This window comes from Enterobacter cloacae (assembly GCF_013375935.1).
GTDB classification, from domain to species: Bacteria; Pseudomonadota; Gammaproteobacteria; order Enterobacterales; family Enterobacteriaceae; genus Enterobacter; species Enterobacter pasteurii.
Genome location: NZ_CP056117.1, coordinates 1,719,381 through 1,745,997 on the forward strand (window position 1 = coordinate 1,719,381; position 26,617 = coordinate 1,745,997).

The window sequence follows — 26,617 nt, forward strand, 5'->3', positions numbered from 1 at the left end:
ATCCCCCGTTACGTCAGGGCCAGCACCGCGCGGGCTGTCGTCTCTTCCGTCACCAGGCCATTGATACGGCGACCCTTCAGTGCGGCGTAAATCGCATCGGCTTTCTCTTCTCCTCCGGCCACGCCAACGATGGTGGGCAGCTGCGCCAGTTCATCGAGCGTGACGCCCAGTAATTCTTTGTGGATCTCCAGCTCCCCGACGCATTCGCCATCGGCATTGAGGAAATAGCCGAGGATGTCGCCGACCGCGCCCTTGCGGGCGTACATCAGCTGTTCACCTTCGCTGATATAGCCGGAGCGCAGGATGGTGGCGTCACGGCGCTGGTTCACCGAACCAATCCCGACCACCGCCACGTCGGCCGCGGTGGCGGCGAGGATCACGTCCCGCACGCTGGTTTCGCGCTTTAGGATCCCGGCCACTTCTGCGGATGAGACGCGAAGCGGGGCGGGGATCATGCTGACGCTGCAGGCCGCGTCCAGCTGGCCGATACCGGTCATATACGGCCCCACGCCGCCGGAGAGCGTCACCAGGCGGATCTGCTGCGAGCTGATAAAGCCGCTCAGGTGCTGCAGGCTGCTCATGGTGGTTTCACCAAACCCCACCGCTAACAGCTGGCCGGGCTCCAGCACGCCCATCAGCGACTGCGCGGCGCCAATGCCTAACCGCACGTTCATCGGCGGGGTATTAAGGGCGGGCATCACGCGCACCAGCTTCAGGCCAAAGCGCTGCTGGAGCTCGGTTTCCAGCGCCAGGCACCCCTCGTAGCGGGAGTTGATCTGCACGCGGATCACCCCGGACTGACGGCCCTTCTCCAGCAGGCGGGAGATCTTCAGGCGCGGCAGCCCGAGCCGTTCGCCAATATCGTTCTGGGTCAGCCCGTCGTGGTAGTAGCACCAGGCCACGCGCGCCACCAGCTCCTCTTCCGCCAGCGCCAGCCCGGCAAACCGTCCTTCTTCCGCAGTGCGTTTATCGCTCATAGTTGAACTCTTATAAAAATTTAGATCATATGTTCGTGATGGCGCGACGTGAAAATGTGAGCCACGCGACAAAACGGATCTTTAAGATGGTTTCTGTTTTATCTGGATCTTAATCGATAAAACTGTGATCCCTGCACGGTTGTAAATATAGTTCACCGTCTACGCTTTTGAACATTATTAAATCTAAAAATCATTTGTTCAATAGCGGAGCGATGATGACACCACTTCTCGAGGCGCGGAATATCAGCAAGCAGTTCTCAGGCGTGCCGGTTCTGAAAGGCATTGATTTCACGCTGCTTGCGGGGCAGGTGCACGCGCTGATGGGCGGTAACGGCGCGGGAAAATCGACGCTGATGAAGATCGTCGCCGGGGTCGAAACGCCGGATCGGGGTGAACTGTCGGTCGCCGGTGAGTCTTTTGCACGGCTTACGCCCGCGCAGGCGCACGGGCTCGGCATTTACCTGGTGCCGCAGGAGCCGCTCCTGTTCCCCAACCTGACGGTGCGGGAAAACATCCTGTTCCGCCTGCCGCGCGGGCGCGATCGGGATAAACGCCTCGCCGCGAAGCTGGAACAGCTGCGGTGCCAGCTTAACCTCGACGCCGCTGCCAGCACCCTGGAGGTGGCGGATCAGCAGATGGTGGAGATCCTGCGCGGGCTGATGCGCAACGCGACGATCCTGATCCTCGACGAGCCTACGGCCTCCCTCACGCCCGGTGAAACCGAACGGCTATTCTCCCAGATCTGCGCCCTGCAGGAGCACGGCGTTGGCATTGTCTTCATCTCGCACAAGCTGCCGGAAATCCGCATGCTGTCGAGCCACGTCTCGGTAATGCGCGACGGCGCGGTGGTGCTCAGCGGCGAAACCGCGCAGTTTGACGATAACGCCCTGATCGCCGCCATGACGCCGGTGGGGCGCGATAAATCCCTGAGCGATACGCAAAAGCTGTGGCTGGCGCTGCCGGGCAACCGCCGCACCCAGCCGCAGGATTTCCCGGTGCTGCGGGTTGAGGATCTCACCGGGGAAGGGTTTATCGATCTCAGCCTTGAGATCTACGCCGGGGAGATCGTCGGTCTCGCCGGGCTGGTGGGATCCGGGCGCACCGAGTTTGCGGAAACGCTCTACGGCCTGCGCCCCGCGCGCGGGGGCCGCGTCTGGCTGGAAAATCAGGATATCAGCCATGATGCCGTTTCGGCGCGGCTGGCCAAAGGGCTGGTCTACCTGCCGGAAGACAGGCAGGTGTCCGGCCTGTTCCTCGACGCGCCCGTCCGCTGGAACACCGTGGCGCTGAACGAGCCTTCGATCTGGCAGCAGCGCGGGCGGGAGTCTGCGGTGGTGGAGCGCTATCACCGGGCGCTGGGGATCAGGCTCAACCACGCGGATCAGCCCGTGCGTACGCTCTCCGGCGGCAATCAGCAGAAGGTGCTGCTGGCGCGCTGCCTGGAGGCCAATCCTCTGTTGCTGATCGTCGATGAACCCACGCGCGGCGTGGACGTCTCGGCGCGCGCCGATATCTACCAGCTGCTCAAAAGCGTGGCGGCGCAGAACGTGGCGGTATTAATGATCTCAAGCGATCTTGATGAATTCCCCGGCCTCGCGGACCGCGTGCTGGTGATGCATCAGGGCGTACTCAGCGGTGAACTACCGCGCCACGCCGTCAGCCTCGACCGGATGATGGCGCTGGCGCTTGGAGGGCAGTCATGAAGATCTTACTGAAGAACCGCGAGCTGAGCGCCTTTCTCGCCATCCTTGCGCTGTTTGCCGTGCTGGTGGCGCTTAATCCGTCCTACTTCAGCCTGCAAACGTTGGGGATGATCTTCGCCAGCTCGCAGATCCTGATCCTGCTGGCAACCGGTGCCGCGCTGGTGATGCTGACCCGCAATATTGACGTGTCAGTTGGCTCGATCGTCGGGCTCTCCGCCATCGCCGTTGGCGTGGCGCTGAACAGCGGCTACAGCCTGCCCGTTTCCATTCTCTTCGCGCTGTCGATTGGCGCGCTGGCGGGCGCGTTCAACGGCTTTCTGGTGGTAGGGCTGCGTATTCCGGCCATAGTCGCCACCCTCGGCACGCTTGGGCTGTACCGCGGGGCGATGCTCCTCTGGACCGGCGGAAAGTGGATTGAAGGGCTGCCGCTGGGGCTGAAATCCCTCTCTGAGCCAGCCGTCATCGGCGTTTCACCGCTCGGTATTGCGGTGATGCTTATTGTGGCCACCGGCGCGTGGACGCTTTCGCGTACCGCCTTCGGGCGTGATTTCTACGCCGTGGGCGACAATCTCGCCGCCGCGCGGCAGCTGGGCGTGGCGGTCAACCGCACGCGGATGCTCGCCTTCACCCTCAACGGCATGCTGGCGGCCTGCGCCGGGATTGTGTTTGCCGCGCAGATTGGCTTTGTTCCCAACCAGACCGGCAGCGGGCTGGAGATGAAGGCCATCGCCGCCTGCGTGCTCGGGGGCATCTCGCTGCTGGGCGGCACCGGCACGCTGATCGGCGCCTTCCTCGGCGCGTTCTTCCTCACCCAAATCGACACCGTGCTGGTGCTGTTCCGGCTGCCGGCCTGGTGGAATGACTTTATCGCCGGGCTGGTGCTGCTGGGCGTGCTGGTGCTCGACGGGCGGCTGCGCCAGGCGCTTTCAAGACACCAGCGGGGGCTGAAGTACGGCCGCTTCCAGCCGGGTAATAAAGGGGGAAAGCACGTCGCTCCGTTTCCCGAACGCAAAAAAGAGGTGGCATAAATGAAGCTTAGCTGGGAAAGCGCGCTGCTGGTTTTGCTGGTGCTGGAGATCCTGCTCTTTGGGGCCATCAACCCGCGGATGCTCGACGTCAACATGCTGCTGTTCAGCACCAGCGATTTCATCTGCATCGGCATCGTGGCGCTGCCGCTGACGCTGGTGATTATCAGCGGCGGGATCGACATTTCGCTGGGCTCAACCATTGGCCTGTGCGCCATCGCGCTGGGGGTGATGATGCAGGCGGGGTGGCCGATGGCGCTCGCCGTTCCACTGACGCTGCTGCTCGGCCTGCTGTGCGGGCTGGTGAATGCGGCGCTGATCCACTACACCGGCATCAGCCCTCTGGTGATTACCCTCGGCACGCTCTACCTCTACGGCGGCGGGGCGCTGCTGCTCTCCGGCATGGCGGGCGCGACGGGCTACGAGGGCATCGGCGGCTTCCCGGACGGCTTCACCGCCTTCGCTAACCTCACGGTGCTGGGGCTGCCGATCTCGCTGGTGCTGTTCGCGGCGATCGCTCTCTTTTTCTGGCTGATAACCCACCGCGGGCGCTTTGGCCGGCATCTGTTTTTAATGGGCCAGAATCCGCGCGCGGCGCGCTACGCGGGGCTGTCGGTCAACGGCATGCCCTACGCCCTGTACGGCCTGGTGGGCGTGGCCTCTGCCATTGCCGCGCTGGTGATGGTCTCCTATTTCGGCTCCGCGCGCTCGGATCTGGGGCGCGATCTGCTGATGCCCGCGCTTACCGCCGCCGTGCTCGGCGGGGCGAATATCTACGGCGGGTCCGGTTCGGTTATCGGTACGGCGCTGGCGGCGCTGCTGGTGGGGTACTTGCAACAGGGTTTACAGATGGTCGGCATCCCCAACCAGGTGTCCAGCGCGCTGTCAGGGGCGCTGCTGGTTGTGGTGGTGATGGGACGTTCGCTGAGCCTGCACCGCGAATGGGTGCGATCTCTCTTTAGAAAACTATCCGGAGCGTAAGATGAAAACAAAACTGATAGTCCTGGCAATGGCCCTCAGCTTCGCCTCGGCGCAGGCGGCGGACCGCATTGCCTTTATCCCGAAGCTGGTGGGCGTGGGCTTCTTTACCAGCGGCGGCAACGGCGCGAAAGAGGCGGGGAAAGATCTTGGCGTGGACGTGACCTACGACGGCCCGACCGAGCCGAGCGTCTCCGGCCAGGTGCAGCTCATCAATAACTTCGTCAACCAGGGCTATAACGCCATTATCGTCTCCGCCGTGTCGCCGGACGGGCTCTGCCCGGCGCTGAAGCGCGCGATGCAGCGCGGCGTCAAGGTCCTGACCTGGGATTCCGACACCAAACCGGAGTGCCGCAGCATTTACATCAACCAGGGCACGCCGGAACAGCTGGGCGGCCTGCTGGTGGAGATGGCGGGCAGGCAGGTCACCAAACCGAATGCCAAAGTGGCATTTTTCTACTCCAGCCCCACCGTCACCGACCAGAACCAGTGGGTGAAGGAGGCGAAGGCTAAAATCGAAAAAGACCATCCCCAGTGGCAGGTCGTCACCACGCAGTTTGGCTATAACGACGCCACCAAGTCCCTGCAAACCGCCGAGGGGATCTTAAAAGCCTACCCGGATCTGGATGCGATTATCGCGCCGGACGCCAACGCGCTGCCAGCCGCCGCGCAGGCGGCGGAGAACCTGAAGCGGGAAGGGGTGGCGATCGTCGGCTTCAGCACGCCTAACGTGATGCGCCCGTACGTCGAGCGCGGCACGGTGAAAGCCTTCGGCCTGTGGGACGTGGTGCAGCAGGGCAAAATTGCGGTCAACGTCGCCGATCGCCTGCTGAAAAAAGGCGATCTTAACGTCGGCGACAGCGTGGAGGTCAAGGACATCGGCACGCTGAAGGTCGAGCCGAACAGCGTGCAGGGCTATCAGTATGAGGCGAAGGGCAACGGCATCGTGCTGCTGCCGGAGCGGGTGGTGTTCACTAAAGAGAACATCAGCAAATACGATTTCTGACGGGGGAGCACATGGCTGATTTAGACGACATCAAAGACGGCAAGGATTTTGGCATCGGCACGCCGCAGGTGAACGCGCCGTACACCCTGAAGGGCTGCGGCTCGCTGGACTGGGGCATGCAGTCCCGGCTGGCGCGCATCTTTAACCCGCAAAGCAACCGCACGGTAATGCTGGCCTTTGACCACGGCTACTTTCAGGGGCCGACCACCGGGCTTGAGCGTATCGATCTCTCTATCGCCCCGCTGTTTGGCGAAACCGACGTGCTGATGTGTACCCGCGGCATCCTCAGGAGCCAGGTACCCGCCGCCGCCAATAAGCCGGTGGTGCTGCGCGCCTCCGGCGGTAACTCGATTCTGGGCGAGCTGTCGAACGAGTGCGTAGCTGTGGCGATGGAGGACGCGCTGCGCCTGAACGTCTGCGCGGTCGCGGCGCAGGTCTACATCGGAAGCGAGTTTGAGCATCAGTCGATCGGCAACATCATCAAGCTGGTCGATGCGGGCGCGCGCTACGGTATGCCGACGCTGGCGGTGACGGGCGTGGGCAAGGAGATGGCGCGCGACGCGCGCTATTTCTCGCTCGCCAGCCGCATCGCCGCCGAAATGGGGGCGCAGATCGTCAAAACCTACTACGTGGACGAGGGGTTCGAAAAGGTGACCGCCAGCTGTCCGGTGCCGATTGTTATCGCGGGCGGCAAAAAGCTGCCGGAGCACGAGGCGCTGGAGATGTGCTGGCGCGCGATTGACCAGGGGGCATCCGGCGTGGACATGGGGCGCAACATCTTCCAGTCCAGCGCGCCGCTCGCCATGCTGAAGGCGGTGAAGAAAGTGGTTCACGAGAACATGAACGCCCGGGAGGCGTTCCAGTTCTGGCAGGAAGAGAAACAGGGAGAAGCGAAATGAACGTGACGTTAGTGGAGATCAACATCAAGCCCGAACGGGTGGACGAGTTTCTCGAGGCGTTTCGCGCCAACCACGAGGGGGCGATCCGGGAGCCGGGAAACCTGCGTTTTGACGTATTGCAGGATCCGAGGGTGAAAACTCGGTTTTTTATCTACGAAGCCTATAAGGACGAAGAGGCGGTGCTGGCGCATAAGCAAACCCCGCACTATCTGGCCTGCGTGGATAAGCTTGAAGACCTGATGTCGGAGCCGCGCAAAAAACGCAGCTTTATCGGGCTGTTGCCGGAGTAGCGTTTTGCCCGGTGGCGCTGCGCTCACCGGGCGGTTGTATCGATTTTGTACGCCGGGTAAGCGTTAGCCACCCGGCGTTTTTTTACGCCTCTTCCACGCTCACGCGCAGCGCCGCCAGCGCTTTACGTGCCGCCTTCAGCACCTGCTCGCACTGCTCAACGGTCAGCGTTAGCGGCGGCTCAATGCGGATGGTTTTTGAGTTGTTGAGCGTGCCGGCCACCAGCACGCGCTGGCGGAACATCTCGCTCGCGAAGCTGTAGCCGATTTCGTTGTCAACAAACTCAATGGCCATCAGCATTCCCTTACCGCGCGCCTCCTGTACCAGGTCCGGGTACTCCCGGCCCAGCTGGCGGAAGCCGTCCAGCAGCATGTCGCCTTTCTGCTCCGCCTGCGCGGGCAGGTTTTGCTCCAGCAGCACGTTGATGGTCGCCAGCGCGGCCGCACAGGCCAGCGGGTTACCGCCAAAGGTGGTGGTATGCAGGAACGGGTTGTCGAACAGCACCGAGAACACCTCTTCTGTCGCAACCGTCGCGCCAATCGGCATCACGCCGCCGCCCAGCGCTTTCGCCAGGCACAGAATGTCCGGCTGCACGTTCTCGTGCTCGCAGGCGAACATCTTGCCGGTGCGCCCCATGCCGGTCTGCACTTCGTCGAAGATCAGCAGCGCGCCGAACTCGTCGCACAGCTGACGCACGGCGGGCAGATAGCCCTGCGGCGGCAGGATCACGCCGCCTTCACCCTGAATCGGCTCCAGGATCACCGCCGCCACGTCGTCGCCGGTTTTACGGCATTCGCTCAGCACCGTGCGCATGGCGTTAATGTCGCCAAACGGCACGTGGCGGAAGCCCGGCAGCAGCGGCATAAACGGTTTGCGGAAGGTGGATTTGGCGGTCGCCGACAGCGCGCCCAGGGATTTCCCGTGGAACGCGCCGCTGGTGGCGATAAAGGTGAATTTCCCACGCGGCGACTGATACGCTTTGGCGAGCTTAAGCGCGGCCTTAACCGACTCGGTGCCGCTGTTGCAGAAGAAGCTGTATTTCAGCTTGCCGGGCGTGAGCGCCGCCAGCGTTTTCGCGAGCATGGCGCGAAGCGGGTCGAGCAGCTCCTGGCTGTGAAGAGGTTGTTTCGCAAGTTGATTCTGTACGGCGGAAACCACTGCTGGATTACGGTGCCCCACGTTGAAAATACCGAAACCACCCAGGCAATCGATAAATTCCTGTCCCTGGGTGTCGACAAGCGTGTTCAGACTTCCCGCTTGCCACTCTACGGCTCCGTAATCCCCGCCGGCGGTAACAGATTTGCGATACTCAAGAAAACCAGGATTGACGTGCTCCTTAAAGTAATCAATGACCTCTCGGTTAAGTTGTTTCATCTCCTCATGATCGAGCGTTTGCTTCTCTATGAGATTCAGTGCGTGCGCGGTACAGGCAAGAGCCGAGGCGCTGGAAGGTAACCTGTTCAAAATATGCTCCCGGGGATCGCGTATCACATGATACTGAGTTAAGTATTGCAGGGATTACGCCACCTCAGATGCCTTAACAAAAATCGGGATAAACGCCAGGTTAAATTAATGTTGCGCAAAATTTAATCATGCCATTGCGCGCCGGACGGGATAAGGGATAGCGCGCCGGAGACGGGGCAGGGGCTGCGTTTCGTCAACTGCACCGGCGTGGGGCAGAGGATGCGACTTAAGGGTGCGCTACGGGATCATGCTTTAGGAGTAGTTTCAACTCGAAAGTATTTTAAATCAATCAATTAGAAAAGCGTACGAAAAGTGCGGTTTAACCAAGATTTGCGATCTCAATCATATTTAACAACTAAAGATAAATTTTTTATCGCCGAAAAAACATAAGCCACAAAATTAACATTCAAATAACCTGCAAGGGATGCTCACTATGTCCTCTCCTGACTATGTCACCCAGAATGAATACCCGCTGGACGATGACACCACGCTTATGTCGACGACCGACCTCCACAGCTACATGACCCACACCAACGACACCTTTGTGCAGGTGAGCGGCTTTACGCTCCAGGAGCTGCTCGGGCAGCCGCACAACATCGTGCGCCACCCGGATATGCCCAAAGCGGCCTTTGCCGACATGTGGTACACGCTGCAAAAGGGCGAACCCTGGAGCGGGATCGTCAAAAACCGGCGTAAAAATGGCGATCATTACTGGGTCCGCGCGAATGCGGTACCGATGGTGCGTAACGGCCAGATGACGGGCTACATGTCGATTCGTACCCGCGCCACGGAGGACGAGATTGCGTCCGTGGAGCCGCTTTATAAGGCGCTCAACGAAGGGCGCTGTAAAAAACGCATTCATAAAGGGCTGGTGGTGCGCAGGGGCTGGCTCGGCAAGGTGCCGTCAATGCCGCTGCGCTGGCGCGTGCGAAGCGTAATGGCGGCGCTTTTTGCGGTGATGGCCGGGACCCTGGCTGCCAGCGCTGCGGGCTGGGCTTCGCTGGGGGCTGCTGCCGTGGTGATGCTGCTTGGCACCGTGCTGTTTGAGCAACAGATTGTCCGTCCGGTGGAAAACGTGGCGCGGCAGGCGCTGAAGGTCGCTACCGGAGAGCAAAACAGCGTTCAGCACCTTAACCGTAGCGACGAGCTGGGCCTGACCCTGCGTGCCGTCGGGCAGCTGGGGCTGATGTGCCGCTGGCTGATCAACGACGTGTCCAGCCAGGTGGTGAGCGTGCGTGACGGCAGCGACAGGCTGGCGCAGGGCAATGAAGATCTCAACGACCGCACGCGTCAGACCGTGGCTAACGTGCAGCAGACCGTGGCAACGATGAACCAGATGGCGGCGTCGGTGCAGAGTAACTCTGAGACCGCGGCCGAAGTCGATAAGCTGTCAGTAGCCGCCAGCAGCGCGGCCACGCAGGGCGGCACCGTGATGCAGACCGTGGTGAAAACCATGGATGACATTGCCGACAGCACCCAGCGCATTGGCTCTATTACCTCCCTTATCAACGACATCGCCTTCCAGACCAATATTCTGGCACTGAACGCCGCTGTTGAGGCGGCACGCGCGGGCGAGCAGGGCAAAGGCTTTGCGGTGGTTGCCGGCGAGGTGCGTCATCTTGCCAGCCGCAGCGCAAACGCGGCTAACGATATCCGCAAGCTGATCGACGCCAGCGCCAGCAAGGTGCAGTCGGGGGCCGATCAGGTGCACGCCGCGGGGCGCACCATGGACGATATCGTCGAGCAGGTGAAAAACGTCACGCAGCTTATCGCGCAGATCAGCCACTCTACGTCCGAGCAGGCGACAGGGCTGTCAGAGCTGACCCGCGCCGTGGCCGAGTTGGACAGCATTACCCAGAAAAACGCAGACCTGGTCGAAGAGAGCGCCCATATCTCCGCGATGGTGAAACACCGGGCCGGACGCCTGGAAGATGCGGTCACCGTGCTGCATTAAGTCAATTTATCCGTCGATAAAGCCGTTTATTCCTCCGGGAATACGCGGCTTTTTTGATTTCTGAAAAGCAGAGTTGTTAAGGAAATATTAAATAACTAAAAAAAGCGCCATTCTTTTTTTATTTCATCATCCAGGCTTTACGGCCTGTAAAAATAAAAAAACGATCAAAGTCATAAAGTTAGGGTGTTTTTTACCGATAACAGCGATCGTCTGAGAAATAATCACATCGATGGAGTAAATATGTTTATACATGACGTAAAGATCGGCACGAAATTATTTCTGGCGTTTGGATTATTTATTGTCCTGATGGTTGTTAGCGCAAGTTTGTCTCTGCTGAGCCTGAATCGGGCAAACAACGGAATGCAGGCCATCATTTCGAGCGACTATCCCACCACCGTAAAAGCCAACCAGCTAATCGACAATTTCCAGGAATTTATAGGTACACAACAGCTCATGCTGCTTGACGAGCAGGGGGCGTATACGGCGCAATCGCAGCAGCGCCTTAAGGCCATCAGCGAGCGCATCACCGCGATCCTGAGCGAACTTGACGGCGCTCTGACCGATAAGCAATCCCGACAGGTGCTGGAGGAAATTCACGACGTACGCCAGCAGTACCTAAACTCGCGCTACCGCATCTTACAGGCCGTGCAGAATAACGATCGCGCGGGCGCAATTCGCGAGATGATGTCCAGCACCCTGAGCCTGCAACAGTCCTACAAAGCGAAAGTGCAGGCGCTGATCGCAATCCAGGACCGTGAAATGCAGGGCGCGGGGGCGCAGGTGGAAGCGGATTTCCACACCAACCGCCTGCTGCTGATCCTGATTACCCTTTTCAGCGTCGCGGCGGCCAGCCTGATTGGCTGGTTCATTGTGCGATCCATTACCCGCCCGCTGAACGATGCGGTGCATTTTGCGGAAGCCATTGCCGATGGCGATCTCACGGGCAGCATTACCTCGCACGGTAAAGACGAAACCGGCCTGCTGCTTGCGGCGCTGATGGAGATGAAAACGCGCCTGCTGGAAATTGTGCAGCAGGTGCAGACCGGCTCGGAAAACATCTCCAGCGCCGCCGCGCAGATTGTCGCCGGCAACCAGGATCTGGCCGCGCGCACGGAGGAGCAGGCCAGTTCCGTTGAACAGACGGCCGCCTCGATGGAGCAAATCACCGCCACGGTGAAGAACACCGCGTCGCACACCGGGGAAGCGACCACGCTTTCGGCAGACGCCGCCGCGGTGGTGAAAAACAACGGCGAGATGATGAAGCAGGTCACCAGCAAAATGCGCCTGATAAACGAAACGTCGAACCGGATGTCCGACATTATCGACCTGATCGACGCCATTGCCTTCCAGACCAATATTCTGGCGCTGAACGCGGCGGTGGAAGCGGCGCGCGCGGGCGAACACGGCCGTGGCTTTGCGGTGGTGGCGGGCGAAGTGCGCCAGCTGGCGCAGAAAAGCGCGACATCCGCGAGCGAAATCCGCCAGCTGATCGAAAGCTCGACAAGCCAGACGCAGGACGGCATGAACCTGGTTGAGAAGGCCAGCGGGCTTATCAACGGGATGGTGGGCAACGTGGAGGAGATGGACGTCATTCTGCGCGAAATTCGCCAGGCCAGCCATGAACAGACGGAAGGCATCTCGCAGATCAACAGCGCGATTGGCCTGATAGACTCCACCACTCAGCAGAACTCGGCGCTGGTGGAGGAGTCCGTTGCGGCGGCGGCATCGCTGAACGAGCAGGCGATGCACCTGAAGGAGCTGGTACGCGTCTTCCGCGTGAGCGAGCACGCGCCGGCTTAATCCAGCTGGGAGATCTCCAGCGCCGCGCGGTCAATCACGCCGATTATCTGCTTAAGCTGCGCGTCGCTGAGCTCTCCCTGGTTTACCTTCAGATCCAGTACCGCTTTGAAGTTATCCAGCGCCCGCTTCATCTGCGGGTTTTTGCGCAGCTGGAAACCCACCGAGCGGGCCTTGATTCGCGCCTGGATCTGCGCCAGCTGTTCCCGGTTTTCATCCAACCACTGCTGCCCGGCGGCGTTAATCGCAATCCGCTTCCGGCCATTCTCTTCTTCGGTAATGGTGATAAGCGCCTGATCCTGTAAATAGTCCAGCGTCGGGTAGATCACGCCAGGGCTTGGCGTGTAATGGCCCTGCGTCAGGTTCTCGATCGCCTTAATCAGCTCGTAGCCGTGGCTCGCGCCGTGCGTCAGAATATCCAGAATGACCAGCCGCAAATCGCCATGACCAAAAAATCGTGGCCGACGTCCGCCCCCTTCGTGCTCGTGTCGCATGCTTTTTCCTCAATTTGATATATCTAAACTATATCTTAGATATATTCAGATGCAATCTAAAAGATCTTGCTTTCTGGGTGAATAGCAATCATTATCATTAAAAACTGATTTAGATATATCGTATTCACCTGAGAAGGGCATCAACATGGCATCTACCCGCTATCCTCAACGCGTTCGCAACGACCTGCGCTTTCGCGAGCTGAACGTGCTCCGCGCTGAACGAATCGGCGCAGGGTTCCAGCGCATTGTTTTAGGCGGCGAGGCGCTGGAGGGCTTTAGCTCTCGCGGCTTCGACGACCATACCAAAGTCTTTTTCCCGGCACCGGGGACGGCCTTCGTGCCGCCTGTCGTTACGGATGAAGGCATCGACTGGGGCGACGGAGTGCGCCCGCAGGCCCGCGACTATACGCCGCTGTACGATGCAGAAAATCACGAGCTGGCGCTCGATTTCTTCATTCATGATGGCGGCATCGCCAGCAGCTGGGCGCTGGAGGCGAAGCCCGGCGATAAGCTGACCATCGGCGGTCCGCGCGGATCGCTTGTGGTCCCGGAAGATTATGCCTGGCAACTGTACGTGTGCGACGAGTCCGGCATGCCCGCGCTGCGCCGCCGCCTGGAAGGCATCGCAAAGCTGCCGGTGCGCCCGGAGATCCACGCCGTCGTTACCGTGGGCGATGCGTCATTCAGGGACTATCTGGCACACCTGAGCGGGTTCAACATCACCTGGGCAATCGGCCACGACGAGCAGGCGGTGGCGGAGCATCTGGCCGCGCTGACCGTGCCGGAAGAGGACTACTTTATCTGGCTGACCGGGGAAGGGAAGGTGGTAAAACGCCTGAGCAGACAGTTTGAAACCAACGCGATTGATCCGCAGCTGGTGCGTGCCAGCGCGTACTGGCACGCCAAATAATCAGGCTGCGGGATCCAGCCGCGCTTCGCTCACCTGAAGTTCGAGCGAGGCGCGGACGTCGTGCAGCGCTTTCTCCTGCTGGGCAAAATAGGCTTCCATATTGCTGAGCGACGAAACCAGCAGCCAGGATTCCTCCTTCTCAAGCTCGGCCAGCTCGTTCACTAAGGTGTCGATTTGCTCACGCACCTGCGTCATCTTTTTGCGGATGCGCTCCAGGTCGTTCAGCCTGTCGCTCGCCATCAGCGGCTCAAAGCCCTGCTGCAGACGGGCGACCAGCGAGCGAATGGCTTTGACGTCGCCGCGCTGTTTGGCCTGGTTGAGCTGAACCATCATCGCGTTGGCTTCCTCTTTTAAATCGTCCGCAACCAGGTCCGGGTGGCAAAGCTTGCTCGCCTGGCGCCACAGGCGCTTAAGCTCGCTCCGATCTTCTTCAGAAAGATTTTTGCCTTTGCGCAGCCGCACTTCGGCATCGTGGTGCTGCTCGCGATACTTCTCATACTCGTCGCTGGCCTCGTCGCGCGCCTGACGCGCCGGCTCTTCCTCGCGCGTTAAGCCGCTCTCCAGCTCCAGCGCTTCGGCCAGCAGGGTGGCAATCAGATGATTTTGCTGCTGAAGCTGCTTGCGTGCCTCCGCCGCCTGAACGGAATCCGCCGGTAGCTCGCGCCAGCGCTGGGTGAGCGTCGACAGTACCTCCACGGCCTGCGCCATGTAGCGCTGGCAGCGACGGTAATCTTCTGCCCTGCGGCGCGCCTCCGCCTGCTGACGCCGCAGGTTCAGCTCCGCGAGCGTTTTGCGCAGGGCGAGGATCTGCTGCATCAGCGGCCCGAGGCGGGAGAAATAGAGGTCGTTAAACTCATCAAGCTGCTGCACCCGGGCGTTACGCCGGTCAATCAGATCGCGCAGGCGCTCTTCCAGGGCTTTCAGCTCCAGCTTGCTGGCCGCCAGCTGCGGGTCGCGCCACTGCGTCACTGCGCGCTGGCGTTGCAGCCAGTCGGTGATGGCGCGCAGGGCCGCGGTGTAATTTTTTTGCTCAAGCGCCACGACGATGGCCAGCAGATCTTCGTCAAACGCTTCGTCTTTAAGGCGTTTCAGCTGGCTAAGGATGATGTCGTCATCTTCCAGCTCAATGGCATTTTTAATGATTTCTAGCCGTTTAATCGGTGTGCTCATGATGCCTTTCGCTATGGCGCTTAAGTAGTTGAGATAAGGTTAATTGTTGTAAACGCTACGGGAAATAATACACATGGATGATGATCGGCGCGACGGGGGATTTCTTTAATAGTGCCCCAGATTTAACCCTGCAAAATTCTGAAAATGCGCCAGAAATATCCTTATTCTCTTTATTGATATTTACACTATTTACTTTTTGAAATAAGTTGCTCGTTTTTTAACAGTCAAGTTTGAAACCGGACTTTGAGCGGAGAGTAAATAGTGTTAGGGAAAACATCAGCACGCACCCTGCTGGCTGCCATCCTGCTGCTGGCGCCAGGCATCGCTCTCGCCGCCCTGCTGTCACCGGCCGACCGTAATACCATTCAGCAGCAACAGCAGCAGCTGCTGGACGAGAACCAGCGTCAGCGCGAAGCGCTGGAGCGCAGCGTGGTATTACCGCGTCCCGTCAGGCCAGACGATACCTCTGCGTCAAAGGGGCCGTGCTTCTTCATCAGCCGCATCGAGCTTTCTGGCGCAACCCTGCTTTCGCCTTCTGCTAAAAAGCGGCTGGTCGCGCCGTGGCTGAATCAGTGCCTCGATATTGCCCGCCTTAATACCCTGACTAACGCCGTGTCGGACTGGTACATCAGCCGGGGCTATATCACCAGCCGCGCGTTTCTGACGGAGCAGGACCTCTCCGGCGGCGTTCTCCGGCTTGCGGTTCTGGAAGGCAAGCTCCAGCAAATACGCCTTGAAGGCGTTCCGGCGCGCACCCTGACGATGACCTTCCCCGGCCTTGAAGGCAAGATCCTCAACCTGCGCGATATCGAGCAGGGCATGGAGCAGCTCAACCGGGTGCGCCAGAGGCCGGTTGAAATTGAAATTTTGCCCGGCGACAGGCAGGGCTACTCTGTCGTCAATTTGACGGCTTCGCCAGAGTTCCCGCTAAGCGGATCGGCCAGCTTCGATAACAGCGGGCAAAAGAGCACCGGTACCGGTCAGCTCAGCGGCGCGCTGTACGGCAATAACCTGCTGGGTCTGGCGGATAAGTGGTTTGTCAGCGGCGGGCGCAGCAGTGATTTTTCGAACAGCCACGATGCGCAAAATTTTGCAGCCGGTATCAGCGTGCCCTACGGCTACGGGCTGCTGGACTACAGCTACAGCTGGAGCAACTACCTCAGCACAATCGATAATAACGGTTATCTCTGGCGTTCGACGGGGGATACCGAAACCCACCGGCTGAACGGCTCCTGGGTGCTGTTCCGCAATGGCGATATCAAAACCGGCGTGTCGGCGGGCATCACGCACCGCATCAACCATAACTACCTCGACGATGTTCTGCTGGCCACCAGCAGCCGCAAGCTCTCCAGCTTCTCACTGGGTCTTAACCACACGCAAAAAATCGCCTCGGGCGTGGCGACCCTGAACCCGACCTTCACTCAGGGAGTACCGTGGTTTGGCGCAGAAGACGATAACGACAAGCATGGCGATGTCCCGAAAGCCGAGTTTCGTAAATGGAGCGTGAACGGCAGCTTCCAGCGCCCCGTGGCGGACAGGCTGTGGTGGCTGACCAGCGTCTACTTTCAGTGGTCGCCGGACCGGCTGTACGGCAGCGAGCGGCTGACGCTGGGCGGCGAAGCCTCCGTGCGCGGCTTTAAGGAGCAGTATATTTCCGGCGATAACGGCGGCTACTGGCGAAACGAGCTTAATTATTCGCTCTTTACGCTGCCGTGGGTGGGCGACGTTGGCGTGCTGGCCGCGCTCGACGGCGGCTGGCTGAAGAAGGACGGTTTTGACCGCTATGCCTCCGGCACCCTTTGGGGGACCGCGCTGGGCATCACCACGGCTAACCGATGGTTAACCAGCCAGTTTAGCGTGGGTACCCCCGTGGATTATCCGGACTGGCTGGCACCGGATCGCCTCACGATCTATTACCGCGTATCAGTGGCTTTCTAAGGGACAGGGATGATGAAACAGGATCAGGTTCGTTTTTCGCAGCGCGCGCTGAGCGCCTTACTGAGCGTGCTGCTGGCGACGCAGCCGCTGCTGCCCGCGATGGCCGCAACCATCACCCCGTCCGGCAACACGCAGATGGACAGGGCGGCCAACGGCGTGCCGGTGGTGAATATTGCCACGCCGAATCAGTCCGGTATTTCCCATAACAAGTACAACGATTACAACGTCGGGAAAGAGGGGCTGATCCTCAATAACGCCACCGGGCAGCTCAACCAGACCCAGCTTGGCGGAATCATTCAGAATAACCCCAACCTGAAAGCCGGGCAGGAAGCCAAAGGCATCATCAACGAAGTCACCGGGACTAACCGATCGAATTTGCAGGGCTATACCGAAGTGGCGGGCAAGGCGGCCAACGTCATTGTGGCGAACCCCTACGGCATTACCTGTAACGGCTGCGGGTTTATCAACACGCCGAATGTAACGCTCACCACGGGTAAGCCGGTGCTCGATGCCGGCGGTAAGCTGCAATCGCTTGACGTGACCAAAGGCGCCGTCACCATCGAGGGCGCCGGGCTGGACGGCAGCCAGAGCGATGCGGTATCAATCATTTCTCGCGCCACCGAGATTAATGCCCGGCTGCATGCGAAAGCGTTAACGGTTATCGCCGGGGCAAACCGCGTGGCGGCGGATGGCAGCGTGAGCGGGCTGAAAGGTGAAGGTGAAGCGCCAAAGGTCGCCGTAGACACCGGTGCGCTGGGCGGTATGTACGCCAACCGCATTCGTCTTGTCTCAAGCGAAAAGGGGCTGGGCGTTAACCTTGGCAACCTGAACGCGCGCCAGGGCGATATTGCGCTCAACAGCGCCGGAAAAGTGGTGCTTAAAAACACCCTTGCCAGCGGCAGCACCACGGTTACCGCGTCGGAGGTGACGTTAAGCGGCGACCATAAAGCGGGTGGCGACATCAATGTTTCCGGCCAGCAGGCCGTGACGCTCGCTCAGGCCCGTCTTGCCGCCGATAAAAACCTCCAGTTAACCACCAGCGGCACGCTGGCGCAGAACGGCGGGTCGTTCATGGCGGCAGGTGACGCGACGCTTGCGGCAAAAAGCCTTACCCAGAGCGCAGATGCTCAGGCGGGCGCCGGCCGTCACCTTGCCGTGAACAGTGCTGAAAACGCGGTACTTAACGGCTCTGCCGCCGCAGGCCAGCGGCTGTCGGTTAAGGGCGGCGAGCTGGTGCAGCGCGGAAATCTCAGTGCCTCAGAGATTGCGCTCAGCGGTAAAACGCTGACGCAGGCGAGCAGCAGCACAACCAGCGCCAGCGGAAATATCACGCTTACCACGTCCGGCCATAGCCAGCTGAACGGCAGCAATGCCGCCGGACGATCCCTCGCCGTCAGCGCGGGCAGCCTCGCTAACCACGGCACGCTTGCAGCCGTTGCGGATAACCGGATTAACACCGGCACGTTCAGCAATACCGGCACCGTTCAGGGTAACGGCCTGACGGTTTCAGGCACCGATATCGCCAGTACCGGCACGCTGAGCAGCGCCTCCACGCTGGACATTACTGCCCGCAATATCACCCTTTCCGGCGACACCGGCGCGAAGGGCAAAACTACCGTGACCGCGAGCGGTAAGCTGGACAACGGCGGCAACCTTCTCAGCGACGACGAGCTTACGCTGAAGGCGGCGCAGATCGTCAACCGCGGCACGCTCTCCGGCACCCGGGAGCTCAGCGCCTCAGCAGGGACATTCACCGCCAGCGAACGGTCGGTTACCCACAGCGATGGGGATCTGACGCTGAACAATACCGATACCGCGCTTGCCGGTGAAACCAGCGCCGGCGGCACCGTAACCGTGCTGGGTGACAGCCTGAAAACCGCTGCCACCGCGCAGACGCAGGGCAGGAACGTCAGCGTGGACGTACAGCGCGCGCAGCTTGAGGGAACTCAGGCCGCGAAAGACAACCTGATCCTCAGGGCTACTGGCAGCCTCAGCCACGCGGGGAAATCGTCGGCGTCAGGGCTTAAGGCTGACGTCGGACATCTCGACAACAGCGGAACCCTGACGGCCTCCTCCCTTACAATTGACGGCGCTGACGTCATTAACGGTGGCCTGATCCACGCCGAAAAAACGCTTTCACTGGTCACCCGCCTGCTGGATAACCGCAGCAGCGGGGTGCTGTACAGCCCGGCGGCGCTGTCGCTTTCGCTCCCTGAACTGAAAAACGCCGGCATTATCACCAGCGACGCCGCGCTTTCCCTGTCTGGCTCAACCCTGACCAACAGCGGCGAGCTGAGCGGCGCTTCACTTCTCGTTGACTACGACGCGCTGAATAACGCCGCGGGTGGTCTGCTGCTGGCTCAGGGGACAAACCGCATCACCGCGCGGTCTGTGTCCAGCGCGGGCAGCATCGTGGGCAGCACGCTGGCCGTGAATGCCGGACGCCTCGAAAGTGCCGGTCTGTTACAGGGCGATACCGGACTGTCCCTGACTGGCGAAGAGATGGATTTACTGGCAGGCTCCCGCACGCTTGCGGCCGGAGATCTCAGCCTTTCAGGCACCACGCTCACCACCGCAGGCCAGCTGCAGGGAGAGAACGTCAGCCTCCGCGGTCGCGACTGGAATAACAGCGGAAGCACACTTGCCACCGGCTCGCTTGACGTCTCGGCCAGCGGAACGCTCAGCAATACCGGCGATCTGATGAGCCAGGGCGCCACCGCGCTGAATGCCGTCAATACCGTGAATAACGGCAGCCTGCTGTCGGCGGGCGATCTCTCGCTCGCGGGGAATACGCTGCGCAACAGCGGTACGGTTCAGGGAAACCGGGTATCCGCTCATCAGGACAGCATCGCGAACAGCGGAACGATCACCGGGATTGCCGCCCTGACGCTGGCAGCCCGCCTGGAGATGGCGGCGCCGCTGCTGTCGCTGGTCAATGACGCGTCTGGATCGTTGCTGACCGCGGGCGAGCTGTCCGTGACGGGCGGCGATCTGCGCAACGCGGGGCAATGGCAGGGGAAACGGGTATTTATTGATGCACAGACGCTTACGAACGGCGGTGCGATCCAGGCGGCAGATTCACTGGATGCGCACATCAGCGGCACCCTTACCGGCACGGCCGGGAGCAAAATTACCTCCAATGGTGAACTGACGCTCTCAGCGCTGACGCTGGCAAACAGCGGACAGTGGATTGCGAAGCACCTCACGCTGAAGGCCGGTTCGCTGACCAACGGCGGCGAAATTACCGGTGTCGATGCGCTGTCTGTCGCCATGAAACAGGATCTGAACAATCTGGCCGGTGGAAAACTGCTGAGCGCAGGCGCGCTGACGCTTGATGCGGACAGTACGACCAACGCCGGGCAAATCCAGGGGAAAGCGACCGCCGTTACCGCCGGGCAACTTATCAACAGCGGGCGGCTTCAGGGTGAAGGCCTGACCCTGAATGCCGCCGGGACGCTGAGCAATACCGCCGGCGGCGTGCTGCTGAGTGAGAAGGCGCTGAAGGTGTCGGCTGCCACGCTGAATAATCAGGGGACGATACAGGGCGGCGGGGAGTCCGCGGTGAAAGCCACCACCCGCGTGCAGAACGACGGCAAGGTACTCTCCGGTGGCAGCCTCACGCTGACCGCGCCGGAGCTGGCGAACGGCAGCAGCGGGCTGGTTCAGGCGGTGAGGCTGCTGCTGGATGTGGTGAATGCGGTGAATGGCGGAAATATACTTGCAACCGGAAACGCCGAACTGCGCGGCAGCACGCTTGATAACAGCGGCACGCTTCAGGGTGCGGGTTTACAGGCAAATTACCAAAACGTTACCAACAGCGGAACGGTATTTGGCGCCACTTCGCTTACGGTAAACGGTGACGCCTTTGATAATACCGGAAGCGGTAAGCTCTACAGCGGGGATAATTTGCTGCTGGACGTGCGTAATTACAGCGGCAGTGGTGCTGTGGTTTCCCTGGGCGACGCCACGCTGAAACTGATTAACGCGTTCGCTAACACCGGCACCCTGGCAGCAGGTAAAACGCTGTCTGTCTCATCGCAGAATGACATGACGAACAGCGGCGTAATGCAGGGCAATGTTATTGCCCTCAGTGCGGGCGGCGCGTTCACGAACAGCGGTACGCTCACCGCCGGAAACGGCAGCAGTACCTTCAGCGCGCAGAGCCTGTTGCTCAACGCATCCGGCTCGCTTCAGGCGGGCGGAGATGTGCAGCTTACCTCACGTGAAAATATCACCGTTAACGGCTTCACCGGCACGGCGGGCAGTCTGACGATGACGGCCGCCGGTACACTGCTGAACACGGCGCTGATTTATGCGGGCAATAATCTCTCTCTGTTTGCTGCACGTATCCACAACATATACGGCGATATTCTTGCGGATAACAGCCTCTGGATGCAGAAGAATGCTGTCGGGGAGGCAAACGCTGAAGTTATTAACCGCTCCGGTACGATTGAGACCACACGCGGTGATATCACCGTTAATACCGGCCATTTAATCAATGAAGCCGATGGCCTGACTGTCAGCCAGTCTGAACGGGAATACCCGGATGCCATTCCTGCCGCAGATGAACACTACTTTAGTTATGACCTCAACGGCAGACGTTCGGATTTTGTTCTCCTTCTTGAAGACTGGAAAAACGATGGCGGTCAGGTTGTGTATGACTGGTATGAGCATTGCGCCGGAAGTGGCGCAAATGGTAGCGGGCAGTGTGGTGACAGAGTGGATTATCGCCTCACAGGGGAAGATATTCGGCAATTCCTGCTGAGTGAATCTGTTGTGTCCGTATCGGCCACCGGCAGTTCCGCCCGAATGGCTGCCGGACGTGATATTACGATTAATGCAGGCACGCTGGACAACCGTGCCAGTCATATTCTTGCTGGGCGTAATGCCGTGCTTGCGGGGGAAACACTGAATAACCTTTCTGCTGAAGGTGGACGCCGCGTTACGTACGTTCAGGCTGAATACCGTTGTGAGTGGTTTTACCGGGACTGCAATGACAGTAAATGGAAACCTCTGACGCAATATGCAGATGGAAGTTGGGGCTGGTTTGATGAGGACTACGGCTGGTATGGCTGGGTGCCTTACATTCTCGGTGAACGCACGACAGAATTTGTGGCCGATGGCGGTGTATACCGGTCAGTTATCAGTGCCGGTGGTAGCGTCAGTGCAAGCTTTACGAGTGATATCGGCAATACTAACGTCACCGCAAATACGGGTGAGTTCAGTAATACGATTGATGCCCCAACGCTGAATTCATTCTCGCCTGAAGCTATTGGTAAAGGCCTTAGCAGTGAATCACTGGCACAAGCTGGCAGTACGGACATTCGTCTCCCTGAGCTACTGGGCAATATCACTGACGCCCTGAAAGACATCTCCGGCGGTTCATCACTTTCCGATCAAAACGGCAGCAGCGGTAACTACCCGCTACCGTCCGGCAATAGCGGCTATTTCGTGCCGTCCACCGATCCCGACAGCCCGTATCTGATTACGGTAAACCCTAAGCTTGATGACCTCGGCAATATGGACGACAGCCTGTTTGACGGACTGTATGGCCTGCTCGGCATAAAGCCCGGCGATGCACCGCGTGAAACCAACACCGCGTACACCGATCGGAACCAGTTCCTCGGCTCGGCCTATTTCCTCGACAGGCTCGGCCTGAACCCGGATCGCGACTACCGCTTCCTCGGCGACGCGGTGTTTGATACCCGCTACGTCAGCAACGCGATTCTGAACCAGACCGGCAGCCGCTATATCAACGGCATCGGCTCCGATCTCGATCAGATGCGCTACCTGATGGACAGCGCCGCAGAGCAACAGAAAACGCTGGGGCTGAAATTTGGCGTGGCGCTCACGGCGGCCCAGGTTGCCGCGCTTGACCACAGCCTGCTGTGGTGGGAAGCGGCAACCATCAACGGCCAGACGGTGATGATCCCGAAAGTGTACCTGTCGCCGAAGGATGTCACCGTTCACAGCGGCAGCGTCATCAGCGGCAATAACGTCCAACTGGCGGGCGGCAACGTTATCAACAGCGGCAGTACGATCGTGGCGCAGAATGGCCTGTCCATTGATAGCAGCAACAGCCTGAGCAACCTCAACGCCGGGCTGCTGAGCGCAGGCGGCGGGCTGAACCTGAGCGCGCTGGGGGACATCAACAACATCGGCTCCACCATCAGCGGTAAAACGGTAGGGCTGGAGAGCGTCACGGGCAGCATTAACAACGTTACCCGCGCGCAGCAGTGGAATGTTGATGCGGGCAATGTGCGTTTTAGCGGCACGGATGTGGGCAGGGCGGCCTCTATCGCCGCCACCGACGGGCTGACGATGCGCGCCGGACAGGATATCAACGTGACCGGCGCAAACGTGTCGGCGGGCGGCAGCCTGGCCATGGCGGCGGGGAATGATATCAACATCACCGCCAACGAGATTGCGACGAGCGAGGGACGAGCCGGGCGCAACCGCGCGACAACGGAGACGGCGTCCGTCACGCATCAGGGCAGCACCCTGAGCGCTGGCGATGACCTGACGTTGCAGGCGGGCAACGACGTGAATGCCCGGGCGGCGGCGATGGCGGCGGAAGGCGATGTGGGGATTCAGGCCGGTCGGGACGTGAACCTGCTGGCGGAAGCCAGCTCGCAGAGCGCGAGCCGCCGTGAGAAGAAAAAAACCGTTATCGACGAATCCGTACGCCAGCAGGGAACGGAGATTGCCAGCGGCGGCAACACCACGATCCTTGCAGGGCGTGACGTGTCCGCGCAGGCGGCTGGCGTGACGGCGCAGGGCGATATCGGCGTGGCGGCAGGCCGCGACGTGAATCTGACGACGGCAACGGAAAGCGATTACCACTTCCAGGAGCAGACGAAGACCAAAAAAGGGTTCCTCAGCAAAAAGACCACCCACACCATCGAGGAAGACAGCGCGACGCGGGAGAAGGGATCGCTGCTGAGCGGCGACAACGTGACGGTGTCGGCGGGCAACAACCTACGGGTGTCAGGCTCGGCGGTCGCCGGAGACGGCGACGTGGCGCTGTCCGCAGGCAACAACGTGGACATCGTGGCGGCCACCAACACCGACACGTCATGGCGCTTTAAGGAGACCAAAAAGTCCGGCCTGATGGGCACGGGCGGCATCGGCTTCACCATCGGCAGCAGCAAGTCTACCCACGATCTTCGCGAGCAGGGTACAACCCAGAGCGAGAGCTTCAGCACCGTCGGTTCAACGGGCGGCAGCGTCAGCATTACGGCAGGCAAACAGGCGCATATCGGCGGGGCGGATATCATTGCGCAGAAGGATATCAGCCTGACCGGCGACAGCGTGGTGATTGAGCCGGGGCATGACAAACGCACCCGCGATGAGAAATTTGAGCAGAAGAGTAGCGGGCTGACGGTAGCGCTGTCCGGGGCGGCGGGGAGCGCGGTGAATAATGCGGTCACCACGGCACAGAGCGCGAAGCAGAGCAGCGACTCACGTCTGGCGGCACTGCAGGGTACGCAGGCGGCGCTGTCCGGCGTACAGGCCGGTCAGGCCGTGGCGCTGGACCAGGCGAAGGGCGACTCTGACAAACGCAATAACAACACCATCGGCGTCAGCGCGTCGATTGGGTCACAGTCGTCCAAATCCTCATCGCATATGGAGAGCGAGACGACGACAGGCAGCGCCCTGAGCGCGGGCAATAACGTCACGATAAAGGCTACCGGAAGCGACATCACCGTGGCGGGCAGCCAGATTAAGGCCGGGAAGGACGTACGGCTTGATGCAGCGCGGGACGTCAACCTGATAGCCTCGCAGGATACGCAGCAGACAACGGGTAAAAACAGCAGCAGCGGTGGCAGCCTGGGGGTCGGGGTGGGTGTCGGCTCCGGTGGGGCGGGCATCAGCATCTCGGCGAACGCCAACAGCAGCAAGGGGCACGAGAAGGGTAACGGCGTCTGGCAGAACGAGACCACGGTGGATGCGGGTAACCGCGTGACCATTAACAGCGGGCGCGACGCGACGATTGCCGGTGCGCAGGTGAGCGGCGAAGCCGTGGTGGCAGATATCGGGCGCGATCTGACCATTGCCAGCACCCAGGACAGCGACCACTACAACAGCAAGCAGAACAGCGTCAGCGGCGGCGTGGGGTACACCTTTGGTGCAGGCACGGCATCCGGCAGCATCAATGTCAGCCGCGACAAAATGACCAGCGACTTTGACTCGGTGCAGGAGCAGAGCGGGCTGTTTGCAGGCAGCGGCGGTTTTGATGTGACGGTAGGCAACCATACGCAGCTCGACGGCGGGGTGATTGCCTCCACGGCGACGGCGGATAAAAATCGCCTCGAAACGGGGACGCTGGGCTTCAGCGATATCCATAACCAGGCGGACTTTAAGACGGAGCACCAGGGCGCAGGCATCAGTTCGGGCGGCAGCATCGGCGAGCAGTTTGCCGGGAACATGGCGAACGCTCTGTTGGCCGGAGGCGGTAACAGTGGCCATGCGGAAGGTACGACGCAGGCGGCGGTAAGCGAGGGGACGCTCATCATCCGCGATAAGGAGAACCAGAAGCAGGATGTGGCTGGCCTGAGCCGCGATGCGGAGCATGCGAACGGCAGCATCAGCCCGATATTTGACAAGGAGAAGGAGCAGCAGCGCCTGCAGGAAGTGCAATTGATTGGTGAGATAGGCTCGCAGGCGGTGGATATTGCGAACACGCAGGGGGAGATAAACGGGCTGAATGCAGGCAGAAAAGAGCTTGCAGATAAAGGGATAACCGAGCCGGGGGCGGATGCCAGCGACGAGGCTAAAGCTGCATATCAGAATGCCCTTCGCGCGACCGGTGCGTATAAGACCACGACGGCGAAATACGGCTCGGGCAGCGACCTGCAGCGGGGTATCCAGGCGGCGACGGCCGCGCTTCAGGGGCTGGCGGGCAGCGACCTGACGGCTGCGCTGGCGGGGGCATCGGCACCGGAGCTGGCAAACTATATCGGACATGGTTCCGGGCTGAGCGATGAGGCTGCGGTGGTGGCGCATGCCATCCTGGGCGGCGCGGTTGCGGCGCTGCAGGGGAATAGCGCGGCAGCGGGTGCGGCCGGAGCAGCGACCGGTGAACTTGCGGCGAAGGCGATAGCGGGTATGCTGTACCCTGACGTCAAAGATTTGTCGACGCTGAGCGAAGATCAGAAGCAGACGGTCAGTGCGCTGGCGACGATATCGGCCGGGATGGCTGGCGGGCTTGCTGGAGACAGTACGGGTTCGGCGGTGGCCGGGGGGCAGGCAGGGAAGAATGCGGCTGAGAATAACTCGCTGGCTGGAGATAAGGCCCGTGAAGCGGCTAAGCATGCTGCTGAATCCCTGAAAAATCAGGTCAGGGAAAAGATGGGTGAAGGTACAGCCTCCTCCATCGCAAATGGCATAATCAATGCTCTTGCTGATACCGGCGATGCGGCTTTGGGTTCAGCGGACTATGCTGCTGATGCGGCAATGGCGCTGGCATCGTGTGCCGTTGGTGACAGTTATTGCAGTAAAGCCATGAGCGACCTGGCTGGGAAGAATCAGGCGGTGGCGGATAGTGTTAGCGCCCTGATGCAAGGCGAAACCTGGTCAACTGTTGCGGATACGGTTAAACAGGCGGCGGGAGGAAATCAGGCGGCGCTTGAAGCCACTGGCGGGTTACTGGCAGGTATTATGTTGCCGGGTAAGAAATTGCCGAATGCAACATCTTTAGAAACAGCATTAAAAGCTTCAGTTGTTGACAAAATTCTTAACGCAGACCGAGTTGGTAGTGGGTTAAAACCAGACCCTACTCATAGAGGTGCCAGTTACCTCAGCCGTGAACAGTTGATGGATGGCGAGGTTTTCACTATCAAAGGTGGTGATGGTATAGAAAGAAAATTGCTTCAAGCTGAAGGCTCATTTAATGATAAGAAAGGAATATTCGAATATATTTATGATGATAAAGGACATATAACGCACCAAAGATTTATCGAGGGTGGTAGTATCACTGGTGCTCCTAATCAAAAGCAATCGAAGGTAAAATGA

15 protein-coding genes are annotated in these 26,617 nt (G+C 60.1%); 11 read left to right on the forward strand and 4 right to left on the reverse strand.

Annotated features, from left to right (window positions below):
• Positions 1-8 precede the first annotated feature (8 nt).
• Positions 9-977 carry a transcriptional regulator LsrR gene (gene lsrR / locus HWQ14_RS08160; protein WP_148418387.1) on the reverse strand — a complete coding sequence of 323 codons (969 nt, stop codon included), beginning with the start codon at positions 975-977 and terminating at the stop codon, positions 9-11.
• A gap of 215 nt (positions 978-1,192) precedes the next feature.
• Here lsrR and lsrA point away from each other — a divergent pair, with 215 nt between their 5' ends.
• Genes lsrA through lsrG form a run of 6 tightly spaced genes read left to right on the forward strand, consistent with a single transcriptional unit; the run spans position 1,193 to position 6,878 of the window.
• On the forward strand, positions 1,193-2,680 hold the full coding sequence (gene lsrA, locus HWQ14_RS08165; protein ID WP_176611166.1) for an autoinducer 2 ABC transporter ATP-binding protein LsrA: 1,488 nt from the start codon (positions 1,193-1,195) through the stop codon (positions 2,678-2,680).
• On the forward strand, positions 2,677-3,708 hold the full coding sequence (lsrC, locus tag HWQ14_RS08170) for an autoinducer 2 ABC transporter permease LsrC (RefSeq protein ID WP_176609424.1): 1,032 nt from the start codon (positions 2,677-2,679) through the stop codon (positions 3,706-3,708). Before lsrA ends, lsrC begins: the two co-directional genes overlap by 4 nt.
• Complete coding sequence (gene lsrD / locus HWQ14_RS08175) at positions 3,709-4,686, forward strand: autoinducer 2 ABC transporter permease LsrD (RefSeq protein WP_176609425.1); 978 nt, start codon at positions 3,709-3,711, stop codon at positions 4,684-4,686.
• Between the two features lies 1 nt (position 4,687).
• Positions 4,688-5,689 carry an autoinducer 2 ABC transporter substrate-binding protein LsrB gene (gene lsrB / locus HWQ14_RS08180; RefSeq protein WP_176609426.1) on the forward strand — a complete coding sequence of 334 codons (1,002 nt, stop codon included), beginning with the start codon at positions 4,688-4,690 and terminating at the stop codon, positions 5,687-5,689.
• 11 nt (positions 5,690-5,700) lie between these two features.
• Positions 5,701-6,588 (forward strand): 3-hydroxy-5-phosphonooxypentane-2,4-dione thiolase, encoded by an 888-nt coding sequence (gene lsrF, locus HWQ14_RS08185; protein WP_176609427.1) that lies wholly within the window; start codon positions 5,701-5,703, stop codon positions 6,586-6,588.
• Positions 6,585-6,878, forward strand: a complete 294-nt coding sequence (lsrG, locus tag HWQ14_RS08190) for a (4S)-4-hydroxy-5-phosphonooxypentane-2,3-dione isomerase (RefSeq protein WP_148418392.1) — start codon at positions 6,585-6,587, stop codon at positions 6,876-6,878. Before lsrF ends, lsrG begins: the two co-directional genes overlap by 4 nt.
• An 82-nt stretch (positions 6,879-6,960) precedes the next feature.
• Here lsrG and ygjG read toward each other — a convergent pair whose 3' ends face one another.
• Entirely contained in the window at positions 6,961-8,340 is a 1,380-nt protein-coding gene (gene ygjG / locus HWQ14_RS08195; protein WP_176609428.1) for a putrescine aminotransferase, read from the reverse strand.
• A gap of 433 nt (positions 8,341-8,773) precedes the next feature.
• On the opposite strand from ygjG, the gene HWQ14_RS08200 reads away from it, so the two are divergent.
• On the forward strand, positions 8,774-10,294 hold the full coding sequence (locus tag HWQ14_RS08200) for a methyl-accepting chemotaxis protein (RefSeq protein WP_176609429.1): 1,521 nt from the start codon (positions 8,774-8,776) through the stop codon (positions 10,292-10,294).
• Positions 10,295-10,534: 240 nt separating this feature from the next.
• Positions 10,535-12,094, forward strand: coding sequence for a methyl-accepting chemotaxis protein (locus HWQ14_RS08205; protein WP_176609430.1), 1,560 nt, complete (start codon positions 10,535-10,537; stop codon positions 12,092-12,094).
• On the opposite strand, the gene HWQ14_RS08210 is transcribed toward HWQ14_RS08205, so the two are convergent.
• Complete coding sequence (locus tag HWQ14_RS08210) at positions 12,091-12,585, reverse strand: PadR family transcriptional regulator (protein WP_176609431.1); 495 nt, start codon at positions 12,583-12,585, stop codon at positions 12,091-12,093. The two genes, HWQ14_RS08205 and HWQ14_RS08210, sit on opposite strands and share 4 nt — an antisense overlap.
• Positions 12,586-12,730: 145 nt before the next feature.
• On the opposite strand from HWQ14_RS08210, the gene HWQ14_RS08215 reads away from it, so the two are divergent.
• Complete coding sequence (locus tag HWQ14_RS08215; RefSeq protein ID WP_176609432.1) at positions 12,731-13,495, forward strand: siderophore-interacting protein; 765 nt, start codon at positions 12,731-12,733, stop codon at positions 13,493-13,495.
• Here HWQ14_RS08215 and HWQ14_RS08220 read toward each other — a convergent pair whose 3' ends face one another.
• Complete coding sequence (locus tag HWQ14_RS08220; protein ID WP_176609433.1) at positions 13,496-14,665, reverse strand: DNA repair protein; 1,170 nt, start codon at positions 14,663-14,665, stop codon at positions 13,496-13,498.
• A 261-nt stretch (positions 14,666-14,926) separates the two neighbouring features.
• Between HWQ14_RS08220 and HWQ14_RS08225 the strand changes: the two genes are divergently transcribed.
• Together HWQ14_RS08225 and HWQ14_RS08230 are read left to right on the forward strand one after the other, a co-directional pair.
• Positions 14,927-16,603 carry a ShlB/FhaC/HecB family hemolysin secretion/activation protein gene (locus tag HWQ14_RS08225; RefSeq protein WP_148418399.1) on the forward strand — a complete coding sequence of 559 codons (1,677 nt, stop codon included), beginning with the start codon at positions 14,927-14,929 and terminating at the stop codon, positions 16,601-16,603.
• Positions 16,604-16,612: 9 nt separating this feature from the next.
• Positions 16,613-26,617, forward strand: a complete 10,005-nt coding sequence (locus HWQ14_RS08230; protein WP_176609434.1) for a hemagglutinin repeat-containing protein — start codon at positions 16,613-16,615, stop codon at positions 26,615-26,617.

Bases quoted from the DNA above. Each gene is read 5' to 3' on its own strand.
- lsrR (WP_148418387.1), bottom strand. From the start codon at position 977: ATGAGCGATAAACGCACTGCGGAAGAAGGACGGTTTGCCGGGCTGGCG.
- lsrA (WP_176611166.1), top strand. From the start codon at position 1,193: ATGACACCACTTCTCGAGGCGCGGAATATCAGCAAGCAGTTCTCAGGC.
- lsrC (WP_176609424.1), top strand. From the start codon at position 2,677: ATGAAGATCTTACTGAAGAACCGCGAGCTGAGCGCCTTTCTCGCCATC.
- lsrD (WP_176609425.1), top strand. From the start codon at position 3,709: ATGAAGCTTAGCTGGGAAAGCGCGCTGCTGGTTTTGCTGGTGCTGGAG.
- lsrB (WP_176609426.1), top strand. From the start codon at position 4,688: ATGAAAACAAAACTGATAGTCCTGGCAATGGCCCTCAGCTTCGCCTCG.
- lsrF (WP_176609427.1), top strand. From the start codon at position 5,701: ATGGCTGATTTAGACGACATCAAAGACGGCAAGGATTTTGGCATCGGC.
- lsrG (WP_148418392.1), top strand. From the start codon at position 6,585: ATGAACGTGACGTTAGTGGAGATCAACATCAAGCCCGAACGGGTGGAC.
- HWQ14_RS08200 (WP_176609429.1), top strand. From the start codon at position 8,774: ATGTCCTCTCCTGACTATGTCACCCAGAATGAATACCCGCTGGACGAT.
- HWQ14_RS08205 (WP_176609430.1), top strand. From the start codon at position 10,535: ATGTTTATACATGACGTAAAGATCGGCACGAAATTATTTCTGGCGTTT.
- HWQ14_RS08210 (WP_176609431.1), bottom strand. From the start codon at position 12,585: ATGCGACACGAGCACGAAGGGGGCGGACGTCGGCCACGATTTTTTGGT.
- HWQ14_RS08215 (WP_176609432.1), top strand. From the start codon at position 12,731: ATGGCATCTACCCGCTATCCTCAACGCGTTCGCAACGACCTGCGCTTT.
- HWQ14_RS08220 (WP_176609433.1), bottom strand. From the start codon at position 14,665: ATGAGCACACCGATTAAACGGCTAGAAATCATTAAAAATGCCATTGAG.
- HWQ14_RS08230 (WP_176609434.1), top strand. From the start codon at position 16,613: ATGATGAAACAGGATCAGGTTCGTTTTTCGCAGCGCGCGCTGAGCGCC.